We start from the raw sequence: 12,056 nt of genomic DNA, 5'->3' as shown, positions 1-12,056 counted from the left end.
CTACCATCCGTGGAGTGACAGCGGGAAGCGAATCGGTTCTCGAACTGCTGCCGATGGTGTTCGCCGCCCCGAACGACGCGCTGGCGCGGGCGGAGGGGCTGCTCGACGCGGATCCGTCGCCGTTGCACGCCTCCGTGGCCCACCAGGTGATCGGCATCTGGCAGCGGGACTGGGGCGACATGCGCATCGCCCTGCACCATCTGCGGCGCGCCCGGGATCTCGCGGCACGCGCGGATTCCGCCGACCGGGAGGCGGACGCCCTGGCGGCGCTCGGGGTCGCGTTGGTGCACGCGGGGCGCACTCAGCAGGGGCTGGCCGCGCTGGAGCGCGGCATCGAACGGGGCAGCGGACATACCCGCGCGCGGGTGCTGTTCCGCCGGGCCTACGCCCGCTGGGTACTGGGGCATCACCGGGAGGCGCTGGAGGACGTACGGCGGGCGATTCCCGTGCTGCGGCAGGTCGAGGACGTCATCTGGACGGCACGGGCGCTGACCCTGCGCGCGACCGTCCATCTGGCGCTGGGCGCGGTGGACCGGGCGGACGCCGACTTCACCGCCGCGGAGGCGCTGTGGGACACCACGGGCCAGGAGCACGACAAGGCCGACGCGGTGGAGAGCCGGGGGCTCGCGGCGTTCCGGTCGGGCGACATCCCCGCGGCGCTGCGGCTGCTGGACGCGGCCGAGGAGCGCTACGCCAAGCTCGGCACGCCGACCTTCATGCTCGCCATCCGGCGCTGCGAGGTGCTGATGGCCGCCGGGCTGGCCCCGGAGGCGCTGGCCGAGGCCGACGCGGCGATCGGCGTGCTCGACGGCATCGGCGGGCAGTCCACCCGCAAGGCCGAACTGCTGCTGGCCGCCGCGCGTGCCGCCCGGCTGGCGGGCGACGCGCACACCGCGATCGCCCGCGCCGACATGGCGGTACGGCTGTTTGCCGGGCAGCGCCGCGGCTGGTGGGAGGCGCATGCGCGGCTGGTGCTGATCGAGGCGCGGGTGGCCGCCGGGCGCAGTTCGGGTCGGCTGGTGGCCGACACGGCGGCGGTCGCCGAACGGCTGGCCTCCTTCGGCGCGCCGGCCGCGCCGGAGGCCTCGCTGCTCGCGGGCCGCATCGCGCTCGATCTGGGCTGGCGGGCGGACGCCGAGCGGCATCTGGCGGTCGCCGCCCGCGGCAGGCACAGCGGTCCGCCGCTGGCGCGGATGACGGGCTGGGCGGCGCAGGCGCTGCGGGCGCGGGCCGCCGGGTCGGGGCGGGGCGTACTGGAGGCGTGCCGGCGGGGTCTGGACGTGCTCGACGCGCACCGCATGACGCTGGGCGCCTCGGAGCTCCGGGCCCGTGCCACCGCGCAGGGCGCCGAACTCGCCGCGCTGGCCCAGCAGGCCAGCCTCGACTCAGGCAGCCCGCGCCGACTGCTGGTGTGGAGCGAGCGCTGGCGGGCCACCGCGCTGTCGACACCGCCGACCCGGCCGCCGGCCGATCCCGAGCTGCAGAGCGACCTGACCGCGTTCCGGGAGATCGCGGCACGCGCGGAGGCCGCCCGCATGGAGGCCCGGCCGGTTCCCGCGCTGGAGCGCGAACAGCGGCGCCTGGAGCGGGAGATACGGTCCCGGACCCTGCACCTGCGCGGCGACACGCCCGGCGACGGCGACCGCTTCGACCCGGGCCGTCTGCTGGAACGGCTCGGCGACGACGTACGACTGGTCGAACTCGCCGTGCTGGACGGGCGGGTGCAGGTGCTGCTGTGCGGGCAGGGGCGGGTGCGGCGGTTCGAGGCCGGGCTGCTGGCCGAGGCGGAGACCGAGGCGGAGCATGTGCAGGCCGGGCTGCGGCGGCTGGCGCACCCGGGCGCCGAGGGGCGGCTGCCGGTGGTGGAGGCCGCGGGGCGGCGCCTGGAGGAGTTGCTGCTGGGTCCGGCGGCCGCACAGTTGGGTGAGGGCCCTGTCGTGGTCGTGCCGCCGGCCAGGCTGCACCGGGTGCCGTGGGCGCTGCTGCCTTCGCTGCGGGAGCGGGTGCTCAGCGTGTCGCCGTCCGCGAGCGGGTGGCTGCGCGCGCGGGAGACCGAGCCGCCGCCGGGCGGGCGCCATGTGCTGGTGCGCGGGCCCGGGCTCGCCACCGGTGGCGCGGAGGTGCCCCATCTGGCCGGGCGGTACGGGGGTGCGGTCGTCCTGGAGCACGCCGACGCGCGCGTGCCCCGGGTGCTGGCCGAGCTCGACGGGGCCGCGCTGGCGCATATCGCCGCCCACGGCACGTTCCGCGCGGACAGCCCGCTCTTCTCGTCGCTGCGGATGGCCGACGGGCCGCTGATCGTGCACGACTTCGAGCGCCTGGACCGCAGTCCGTACCGGATCATCCTGTCCTGCTGCGACACCGCCCGCTTCGCCTCCGTCGGCGCCGACGAGCTGCTCGGCCTGGTCACCGCGCTGCTGCCGCTGGGCACGGCCGGGGTGGTCGCGTGCACGGCACCCGTCAACGACGCCGCGGTGGTTCCGCTGATGCTCGCCCTCCACAAGGGCCTCGGCGAGGGCCTCTCGCTCGCCGAAGCCCTGCGCGACGCCCGCGCGGCACTGCCGGCCGACGCGCTGCACCGGGCTACCGGGTGGGCGTTCTCGGCCTTCGGCGCGGCGTGACGCTCCCCCGGGCGCTCCTCACGCCGGCTGTTCCTCCAGCCGGGGCAGGGCCCTGCGGTCGCCGGCGCCCAGGCGGGCGTAGGCGCTGTAGAGGTGGTTGCCGACCGTGCGGACGGACAGGGTGAGTTTCTCGGCGATCTGGCGGTTGCTCAAGCCCGTCGCCGCGAGGGTGACGATCTGGCGCTGGCGGGCGGTCAGTTCGCCGAGGACCAGGCCGGCCAGGGCCGGGGTGCGGGCGCCCTGGCAGCGGCGGGCCAGGGCGACGGCACGCGTGCGTGAGGTGCGGGCGGCGCGCGGGTCGCGGTGGGCGCGTACGGCCTGGGCGTGGGCCTCCGCCGCGAACAGCAGGAAGCCACGCTCCTGGAGCCGCGCGGCCACCTGGTCGAGCGCGGGACCGTCGGACCGGGCGAGCGCGTCGGCGTGCTCGGCGAAGACGCCGGTCAGGTGGCCCGCGGCGCGCTCGGGGGCGCCGCGGCGGACGGCGTCGTAGGGGTCGTCGCCGATCGCCCCGGCCGCTCCGCCGTCGTCGCGGGCCGCGGTAGGCCGGGTGACCGCCCCACCCCCGTGGGGGCGGCCACCCAGGATTCGGTGCGCGGCCGTCGTGTCGCCCGACTGCGCCACGGCGAGGGCGAGTTCGGCCCGGCAGGACGGATCGTGATCGCCGTCCCGCAGTCCCTCCCGCGCCCACGCCGCCGCCTCCCGCAGCTCGCCGCGCAGCCGCGCGAACCGTGCGCGTACGGCCGCGTATCCGGCCGGGACCGGCGCGCCCTCGGCGACCAGCCACTCCCCCACCGGCGCCGGCGTCGCCCGTACGTCCGCGCGCTCGATACGGCGGCTCAGCGCGGCCCGCTCGGCGTCCAGGGCGGGGCGGCACTGCTCGGGCGTACGGGACAGGCGCCTCGCCCGCAGCCCGCCGGCCGCGGCCCGCAGCACCGGGCCGTGCAGGGGGTGGGCGAGGCGGACGGCGCCCTGGTCGTCGACGTGCACCAGAGCGTCGGCCTCGAGGTGTTCCACGGCGCGAAGGCCGAGTCGGTCCGCTTCCAGGTCCAGCGGCAACGGCTCGGCGAAGGCGAGGCGTTCGAGGATCGCGCGCTCCTCGGTGCGGGCGCGGTCGAGGACGTGCGCGGTGCGCTCGCGCACGGTCGCGGTGACCGGCACCGGGCCGCGCCACTCCCGCTCGTCCGCCTCCGGGACCCGGCTCAGCAGGCCGCGCTCGCGGATCGCGCCCACCAGGTCGCGCATCAGCCGCAGGTCCCCCTGGCACAGGTGGTGCAGCCGGTTCACGGTGAGCTGCTCCAGGCCCGCGCCGCCCGCCTCTGCGGCCAGCAGCCGGGCCGTCTCCTCGCGGGGCAGCGGTTCCAGGGTGAGGCGGGGCAGGAGGTCGCCGGTCCACAGGCGGGTGATCGCGCCGGGGGCCGGGGCGCCGTCGGTGGTGACGACCAGGAGGCGGGTGCGGCCGTGCACGGCCAGCTGGTGGACGAGGGCGGCCGAGGCGTCGTCGAGCAGATGGGCGTCGTCGACCAGCAGCAGCCGTACACCCGACAGGTGCTGGAACGCGCCGTGCAGGGAGGCCGTCTCGGGGACGAGGTGGGCGAACGCGGCGAAGCGGAGCGTGCGGGTCTCGGGCGTCCCCGCCACCCGGGCGAAGTCGGTGCCGCGGACGGCCTCGGCGACGAGCCGGGTCCTGCCGCTGCCGGCCGGGCCCGTGATCACGATGCCCTGCCGGCCGGCGGCCAAGGCGCCGCGGACCAGTTCGAGTTCGTCCTCCCGGCCGGTGAACGGCCAGGGCAGCTCCAGGGTCTTCGTGTCACGTTCGAAATTCGTCACGGCAATGAGAGCACGATGACTCACGCCTGATACACCGGTACTTGAGTAGCCCCTGACTCAGGCGCCCGGGGCGACCCGACGGCAGTCTGTTCGACATGACCGCTCGCTACTGCTCCCTCGCGCGGCAGCCGGCGCCCGCCTTCGCACCGGGGCTGGCCGCCGAGCGGCTCGACGCGCTGGTCAGCGGGCATCGGATGTGGGTCAACGGCACGGTGCTGCACTACTTCTTCTTCGACCGGGACTCCGACGGATCCGTGATCCCCGACCCGGAGACCGGCGAGCGGCGGCGCGTTACGTGGGTCGGCGGCAAGGAGCAGCAGGACGTCGTGCGCGAGTGCTTCCAGGAGTGGCAGGGCCTCGGCATCGGGGTGTCGTTCACGGAGGTGCGCGACCGGTCGGAGGCCGAGCTGCGCATCGGGTTCCAGGTCGGCGACGGCTCCTGGTCGACGGTGGGCAAGGACGCGCTGCGGGTCGGTCTCAATGACCGCACCATGAACTTCGGCTGGGATCTGACGGTGCCCGGTGAGCGCGGGACGGCGCTGCACGAGATCGGGCACGCGCTCGGCATGCTGCACGAGCACCAGAGCCCGTTCGCCGGGATCCACTGGGACGACGAGGCGGTGTACGCCGATCTGGCGGGCCCGCCGAACTTCTGGAGCCGGGACAGGACGTTCTTCAACATCCTGCGCAAGCTCGACGCCAACGAGGTCAACGGCTCGGTCTGGGACCCGCACTCGATCATGGAGTATCCCTTCTCGGCCGGGCTGATCCTGGAGCCTGAGCAGTTCCGGGCGGGACTGAACCCGCCGGGTGTGCTGTCCGAGGCCGACCAGGAGTTCGTCCGCCGCTGGTATCCGCCCGCCCAGGCGCAGGGGCCGCGGGAGCTGGTGCCGTTCCGTTCGGTGCCGCTGCGGCTCGGTCCCGCCGAGCAGGCCGACTTCGTCGTCGAGCCGCCCGAGACGCGTGAGTACACGGTGGGCACGTTCGGCGAGAGCGACACACTCGTCGTGGTCTTCGAGGAGCGGGACGGCGAACCCCGCTACCTCACCGCCGAGGACGACGGCGGCACCGCCCGCAACGCCACGATCAGGGCCCGGCTGGTGAAGGGCCGCCGCTACTTCGTCCGGGTGCGCCTCCACGCCGACTGGGGATCGGGGGAGACAGCGGTCATGTGCTGGTGACGGCACGGGTCCGCTGACGCGCACGGGCGCCAAAGTCCACTGTCCGGCGCCGGGGGATGTGGCCGGGGAACGCCACCTTCGGGGGAGGGTGACGTTTCCCGGCCACGCCGGCGCTCACAGATCCCGGGTGAAGACGACCATCGGCCGGCCAGGACCGTCGTGGTCCGGCACGACACGCGCGTCGAAGCCGAGGCTGCGATGGAAGGCCTGGGATCCCTCGTTGCCGACCGACGTGATCGCCCGGAGCCGGACGGCTCCCTGGCGGCGGGCGACCATGGTGAACTCCCGGTAGAGACGCCGCCCCAGACCGGTGCCGCGGCTGTCGTCCCTGGTGGCGATCAGATGGACGTATCCGGTGTGGTCCGGGGTGACGAAGCCGAACAGATAGCCGCGGATGCCGTCCTCGGCGCGGGCGATCAGACACGTCGAGCCGAACTCCTGCACCAGCACCGGCTGATGGAGCGCCCGCAGATCCCGCTCGCCCCAGTAGCGGGCGTGGTCCTGCAGCACCTGGTGAAGATCCGCGACGGTGGCGGGGACGACTTCGACGGCCATGACCCGATCATGGCACGGCAGTTCTAGGGCCTGCGTCGCCACTCCTCGGCGAGGAGTTCGTACGACCGCACCCGGTCGGCGTGGTCATGGGTGATGGTGGTGATCAGCAACTCGTCGGCGCCCGTGGCCTCCTGGAGCTGTGCGAGTCGGTCGGCGACATGGCTCGGTGAACCCACGAACTGGGTGTCGAGGCGGTCCTGGACCAGTTCTCGGTCCGTGTCGGGCCAGGCGTGGGCGCGGGCCTCCTCCGGTGTGGGGTACTCGATGGCGCCCTCGGCGGTGCGGATGCTGCGGACCCACGGGGCGTAGCCGGTGGCCAGTTCACGGGCGGTCTCGTCGTCCTCGGCGACGACCACGTCGGCAGAGACGCTGACGTACGGCTTGTCGAGGGATGCGGAGGGCCGGAAGAAGGACCGGTAGCCGTCCACCGCTTCCAGCACCGTGTCGGGACTGACGTGGTAGTTCGCCGCGAAGCGCAGACCCCGGGCGCCCGCCGTCTCGGCGCTCTGGCCGCCGCTGCTGCCCAGGATCCACACCTCGACGTCGGCGCCCTCGCCGGGCACGACATGCGCCTCGACGCCCTCCGGGGAGCGGTAGGTGCCGGCCAGCAGGGCGAGGACGTCGTCGATCTGCTCGCCGTAGTCCTGTGGCTCGGCGTTCGGCAGCAGGAGCAGTTTGCGGTGCAGGGCGACGCGGGGTGAGCCGAGCAGGCGCTCGAAGGAGAAGCGGGGTGGGATGAGCAGCCCGTTGGGGGCGCGGCCGTCGACGACCGGGGTCGCCGTGGCGAACGTGGCCTTCTCCCCCGGTGGGCGGCCGCCCGAGCGGCCCAGGCCCAGGTCGAGGCGGCCTGGGTACAGGGCGTCGATCAGGCCGAACTCCTCGACCGTGGACAGCGCGGTCCGGTGACCGAGTTGTACGGCCCCGGAGCCGAGGCGGATGGTCGAGGTGGCCGCGGCCGTCAGGGCCAGGACGACCGCGGGGGAGGTACCCGCCACGCCGGGGTTGAGATGGTGTTCGGCGAACCAGTAGCGGGTGTAGCCGAGGCGTTCGGTCTGCCGGGCGAGATCGATGGAGTTCCGCAGGGCGTCCGCGGCCGTCGAGCCGGAGGAGATCGGTACCAGGTCCAGGACGCCGAGGGGGATGTCAGACATGGTCTCGCTCCCGCGCGGTCGGTGCTGCCGGAAGCACTGGGGCCCATGCGAAGGGCGGGTCCGGGATGTCCTTGCGCAGCACGGGTGCCACCGCCGACTGGAACAGCTCCAGCGAGTCGCGGTGCTGCGTGTCGGTGAGGCCGCCGGCGTCCGCGGTCAGGTGGAGGGCCGTGTGCCCGAACTGCTCGTGGTAGCGGTGCACCTTGTCGACGACCTGCTGCGGACTGCCGATCAGGGCGGAGCTGCGCTCGACGAAGTCCTCCAGGGTCTCGAACACGACGGGCAGTCCCGCCTGCCGGTAGAAGGCCAGGTTGGCCTCGAAGACAGGCCCGTACGCGGCCAGCGCCTGCTGGGAGGTCGGGGCCACGTGGATGCCCGCCGAGCCGGCCCCGATCGCGATGTCGGCCGGATCGTGGCCGTAGTGCTCCCAGCGCTCGCGGTAGTGGCGGATCAACTCGGCGTACGGCTCGATGGGATGGGTGACGTTGGCGGAGAACAGCGGGTCGCCGTAGCGGGCGGCCAGGTCGACCGACTCCTTGCTGGTGGCGCTGCCGTGCCAGACCCGGACGGGCTGCTGGTAGGGGCGCGGCCATACCTCGGCGTCCGTCAGCGGCGGGCGGAAGCGGGTCGCCGCGGTCACCTTGTCCTGCCGCCAGATCCGCCGGAAGACCTCGTAGCTCTCGGCGTTGCGATCCCACTGGTCCTCGGGCGTGACCTGGAACAGCTCGCGCTGGGCGGCGCCGTTGCCCTTGCCGATGATCAGGTCGAGGCGGCCTCCCGAGAGGTGGTCGAGGGTGGCGTAGTCCTCGTAGGCACGCACCGGGTCGAGCAGGCTGAGCGTCGTCACGGCCGTGAAGAGCCGTATCCGCCTCGTCAGAGCGGCGACATGGCTGAGGACGACCGTCGGGGACGAGGAGATGAACGGCCGCTCGTGCCGCTCTCCCACGCCGAACCCGTCGAAGCCCAGTTCCTCGGCGAACCGGGCGTTGTCGAGGACCTCCCGGAACCGGTCGTGCGTCGGCTTGAGGACCCCGGTGACAGGATCCGGGCGGTGCACGATCAGGGTGATGGCGAGAAACTTCACGACGCCGCCCGCTCGTCGCGGACCCTCGCGTCGTCGGGGTGGGCGAGGCCGAGGTGGTCGCGCAAGGTCGTGCCCTCGTACTCCGTGCGGAACACGCCCTGTTCCTGGAGCAGCGGGACCACCCGGTCGGCGAACTCGTCGAGGCCGGTCGGGGTGATGTGCGGGACGAGGATGAAGCCGTCGCTCGCGTCCGCCTGCACGAAGTCGTTGATGGTCCTGGCGACCGTGGCCGGGGAGCCGACGAAGTTCTGCCGGTTGCCGGTGTTGATGACGAGGTCGCGGATGGACCACTTGTTGGCCTCGGCCAGCTCGCGCCACTCGCGTGCGGTGGCCAGCGGGTCCCGGTACATGCGGACCTGGGCGCGGCCCTTGGAGATGTGCTGGTCGCTGACGTCCGGGTCGATGTCGGGGAGGGGGCCTTCCGGGTCGTACGCCGAGAGGTCCCGGTTCCAGACGAACTCCAGGTGCTTGAGCGCGGTGGCCCCGCTGACCTGCTGACGGCGCACCTCGCGGGCGAGTTCGCCGGCCTCGGCGTCGGTGTCGGCGAGAGCGAAGGTGGCGGCGGGGAGGATGAGCAACTGGCCGGGGCCGCGGCCGTACTCGGCCAGCCGGGACTTCACGTCCGTGTAGAAGGTCCGGCCGCCCTCCAGGGTGCCGTACCGGCTGAAGATGGCGTCCGCCTCCGCGGCGGCGAATTCGCGGCCCTCTTCGGAGTCGCCGGCCTGGAAGACGACGGGGCGCCCCTGGGGTGAGCGCGGGACGTTGAACCGGCCGTGGATGTCGAAGTGCTGTCCCGAGTGGACGAACGCGCCCGCCTTGGCGTCCCGCAGGAAGGTGCCGGTCTCCTGGTCGGCGAGGATCTCGTCGCCGTGCCAGGAGTCGAAGAGTTCGTTCGCGGTGGCGAGGAACTCCCTGGCGCGGGAGTAGCGCTCCTCCTGCGGCAGGAAGCCGCCGCGCCGGAAGTTCTCGCCGGTGAAGGCGTCCCAGGAGGTGACGACGTTCCAGGCGGAGCGGCCGCCGGAGAGGTGGTCGAGGGCGGCGAACTGGCGGGCGACCTCGTAGGGCTCGTTGAAGGTGGAGTTGATGGTGCCGGTCAGCCCCAGGTGCTCGGTGACGGCGGCGAGCGCGGCGAGGACGGTGAACGTGTCGGGGCGGCCCACGACGTCCAGGTCGTAGATCTGCCCGCCCTGTTCGCGGAGCCTGAGTCCCTCGGCGAGGAACAGGAAGTCGAACTTGGCCCGTTCGGCGGTCCGCGCGAAGTGGGCGAAGGAGCTGAACTCGATGTGGCTGCCGGCCCGCGGGTCGGACCACACGGTGGTGTTGTTGACGCCGGGGAAGTGGGCGGCCAGATGGATCTGCTTCAGCGGCTTGGTCATGTCGGTGCGGTCCTTCCGGCTCAGGCGGTCGCGGCGGCGTAGCGGTTGGCGGGGCGGTCAAGGCCCAGCAGGCCGCGCAGGGTGTCGGCCTCGTAGGCGCGGCGGAAGACGCCGCGACGCTGGAGTTCGGGGACCAGTCCCCGGGTGATCGCCGGGAGGTCGTGGCCGAGTACGGCGGGTCGCAGCCGGAAGCCGGAAAGGCCGGCGCCCTGCAACTCCTGCAGCAGGTCTGCGAGTTGCGCTGGACTGCCGGTGAAGACCAGGGCGTCACTCGTGTACGGCTGTCCCGCGAGCGCGTCGAGCCGTTCCCGGCGCGCGGTCGCGGCGGCCGGGTCTTCGTCGAGGAAGACCACGAGGTCGCCGAAGACGTGCAGGGGTTCGGCCGCCCTCCCCGCCGCGCTCTGCTCGGCGCGGATCTGGGCGACGACGGCGCGGGCCTCGTCGGCGTCGTACGGGGTGACGTATCCGACGTCGGCGGCGCGGGCCACCAGCCGGTAGGGGACGGTGTCGTGGGCGAGGGCGGTGACGAGCGGCTGGCCCTGCGGCGGGCGGGGTGTGATGGAGGGGCCCTTCACGCTGAAGTGGGCGCCCTCGAAGTCGATGTAGTGCAGCTTGTCGCGGTCGATGAAGCGCCCGGTGGCGGTGTCCCGGATCTCGGCGTCGTCCTCCCAGCTGTCCCAGAGGCGGCGCACGACCTCCACGTAGTCGGCGGCCTCGTCGAAGAGGTCGGTCACCACCTCGCGGGCGTCCGGGCTGTCGTAGGCCTCGATGCGCGCGATGGTGCGGCGGCCGAAGTGCGCGGCCTCGTTCGGGCGGGCGGTGATCTGTACGCGCAGGCCGGCGCGGCCGGAACTGACGTAGTCGAGGGTGGCGACGGCCTTGGAGATGTGGAACGGCTCCGTATGCGTGGACACCACCGTCGGCACCAGACCTATGTGGCGGGTCAACGGGGCCACGCGGGAGGCGATGAGGACGGCGTCGAGCCGGCCGCGGACCTGGTCGGTGCGCTCGTCCGGATCCAGGAAGTGGGAGGACTGCGGGCCGAGGCCGTCCTCGATGGTCACGAAGTCGAGCAGACCGCGCTCGGCCTCGGTGACCAGGTCGGCCCAGTAGGCGGCGGTGAACAGGTCCTGGGGGCGGGCCACCGGCTCGCGCCAGGAGGCGGGATGCCAGCCGGTGCCGTCCAGGGCGACGGCGAGATGCAGGGACGAAGAGGGTGCTGAGGACACGGGTCGGTGCCTTCCTGGAAGTCCGTACGAGAACGCCGGCCCTCGCTCGGGCGGGGCACGGCGGGTGAGGGAACGTCAGGAGCAACAGAGCGCGGCGGACACGCGCTGGAGGTCGATGTGGGGCCGGGAGTGGAGGTGGACGGCGTGGAACAGGTGTGTCACTTCCGCCGCCTCCGTCCGTCGCCTCGTGTGCTTCGGCGCGCCTCGCACATCTCGTCGTGAGTCACAACACCCCGGCCCGGGAGGCTGTTCCCGGTGTCCGCACCAGACGGATGGACGAGCGGCGGCGGAGGGTGAAGCCGATCGACTCGTACAGCCGGATCGCCGGGGCGTTGCCGGCGGCGGCGTGCAGGAAGGGGGTCTCGCCGCGCTCGCGGATGCCGGCCGCGACCGCGCGCACCAGGCGGGTCGCGAGCCCCTGGCCGCGGTGGCCGGGGTCGGTGCAGACGGCGCTGATCTCGGTCCAGCCGGGCAGGCGGAGCCGTTCGCCGGCCAGGGCGACCAGCCGGCCTCGCTGCCGGATGCCGAGGTAGGTGCCCATGTGGATGGTGCGTGCGAGGAACGGTCCCGGTCTCGTGCGGGCGACGAGGTCGAGGATCTCGGGTACGTCGGCCGGTCCCAGGCGGACCGCTTCCGGGGCGTGTTCGGCGCGCAGTGCGGTGTCGACGAGTTGCACTCCCTCGCCGCCGCCGACGATCTCCCAGCCGTCCGGTACCCGGTCGAGCGGCTTGGCGCGCACCAGGGCGCCCGGCCCGACAAGGGTGTGCAGGTCGGCCCACGCGGCCGGGTCCGCCGGGTCGGCCAGCGCGGCGAAGGCGTAGACGTCGGCGGGGTAGCGGGCGGCGAGGCCGACGCGCTCGGCGATGGGGGTACCGCCCATGCCCTTGAGGCTATGGGGGAGGGCGTGGGCGCTGTTCAGGGCGGCCCAGACGGCGTTGTCGAGGGGGTGCGGCTCGGTGGCGGACGGGGCTCCGCCCCCGTGGACGTCGGTCTGGTGGGCCACGGAGGCGGAGTCCCTTCCTGGGTCAGCGG

Annotated in this window: 10 protein-coding genes; 2 read left to right on the top strand and 8 right to left on the bottom strand. The window is 73.6% G+C overall.

The window, feature by feature from the left end:
- Nucleotides 1-53: 53 nt before the first annotated feature.
- The gene (locus ACIRD7_RS05825) at nucleotides 54-2,621 is read left to right on the top strand and encodes a CHAT domain-containing protein (RefSeq protein WP_403451688.1); all 2,568 of its coding nucleotides are present in this window, start codon (nucleotides 54-56) and stop codon (nucleotides 2,619-2,621) included.
- An 18-nt stretch (nucleotides 2,622-2,639) separates the two neighbouring features.
- On the opposite strand, the gene ACIRD7_RS05820 is transcribed toward ACIRD7_RS05825, so the two are convergent.
- A complete protein-coding gene (locus ACIRD7_RS05820) occupies nucleotides 2,640-4,448 on the bottom strand; it encodes a LuxR C-terminal-related transcriptional regulator (protein ID WP_403450194.1) in 1,809 nt (602 codons plus the stop codon).
- 95 nt (nucleotides 4,449-4,543) lie between these two features.
- On the opposite strand from ACIRD7_RS05820, the gene ACIRD7_RS05815 reads away from it, so the two are divergent.
- Nucleotides 4,544-5,629, top strand: coding sequence for a M12 family metallopeptidase (locus ACIRD7_RS05815; RefSeq protein ID WP_403450191.1), 1,086 nt, complete (start codon nucleotides 4,544-4,546; stop codon nucleotides 5,627-5,629).
- Between the two features lie 114 nt (nucleotides 5,630-5,743).
- Here ACIRD7_RS05815 and ACIRD7_RS05810 read toward each other — a convergent pair whose 3' ends face one another.
- From ACIRD7_RS05810 to ACIRD7_RS05780, 7 genes are all read right to left on the bottom strand, one after another.
- The gene (locus tag ACIRD7_RS05810; RefSeq protein WP_403450189.1) at nucleotides 5,744-6,184 is read right to left on the bottom strand and encodes a GNAT family N-acetyltransferase; all 441 of its coding nucleotides are present in this window, start codon (nucleotides 6,182-6,184) and stop codon (nucleotides 5,744-5,746) included.
- A gap of 23 nt (nucleotides 6,185-6,207) precedes the next feature.
- The gene (locus ACIRD7_RS05805; RefSeq protein WP_403450187.1) at nucleotides 6,208-7,335 is read right to left on the bottom strand and encodes an LLM class flavin-dependent oxidoreductase; all 1,128 of its coding nucleotides are present in this window, start codon (nucleotides 7,333-7,335) and stop codon (nucleotides 6,208-6,210) included.
- On the bottom strand, nucleotides 7,328-8,419 hold the full coding sequence (locus tag ACIRD7_RS05800) for an LLM class flavin-dependent oxidoreductase (RefSeq protein ID WP_403450184.1): 1,092 nt from the start codon (nucleotides 8,417-8,419) through the stop codon (nucleotides 7,328-7,330). Before ACIRD7_RS05800 ends, ACIRD7_RS05805 begins: the two co-directional genes overlap by 8 nt.
- The gene (locus tag ACIRD7_RS05795) at nucleotides 8,416-9,795 is read right to left on the bottom strand and encodes an NtaA/DmoA family FMN-dependent monooxygenase (protein ID WP_403450182.1); all 1,380 of its coding nucleotides are present in this window, start codon (nucleotides 9,793-9,795) and stop codon (nucleotides 8,416-8,418) included. The genes ACIRD7_RS05800 and ACIRD7_RS05795 overlap by 4 nt, the downstream gene beginning before the upstream one ends.
- A 20-nt stretch (nucleotides 9,796-9,815) precedes the next feature.
- On the bottom strand, nucleotides 9,816-11,024 hold the full coding sequence (locus tag ACIRD7_RS05790; RefSeq protein WP_403450179.1) for an LLM class flavin-dependent oxidoreductase: 1,209 nt from the start codon (nucleotides 11,022-11,024) through the stop codon (nucleotides 9,816-9,818).
- A 75-nt stretch (nucleotides 11,025-11,099) separates the two neighbouring features.
- Nucleotides 11,100-11,186: a putative leader peptide gene (locus ACIRD7_RS05785; protein WP_403451686.1), complete on the bottom strand. Its 87-nt coding sequence runs from the start codon at nucleotides 11,184-11,186 to the stop codon at nucleotides 11,100-11,102.
- Nucleotides 11,187-11,247: 61 nt separating this feature from the next.
- Nucleotides 11,248-12,027 (bottom strand): GNAT family N-acetyltransferase, encoded by a 780-nt coding sequence (locus tag ACIRD7_RS05780; RefSeq protein WP_403450176.1) that lies wholly within the window; start codon nucleotides 12,025-12,027, stop codon nucleotides 11,248-11,250.
- Between the last annotated feature and the right edge of the window lie 29 nt (nucleotides 12,028-12,056).

The organism is Streptomyces sp. NPDC093568 (genome assembly GCF_044764945.1).
Lineage (GTDB): Bacteria > Actinomycetota > Actinomycetes > Streptomycetales > Streptomycetaceae > Streptomyces.
Note: the sequence above shows the minus strand (reverse complement) of the source record. Positions and strands in the feature narration are given on the sequence as shown.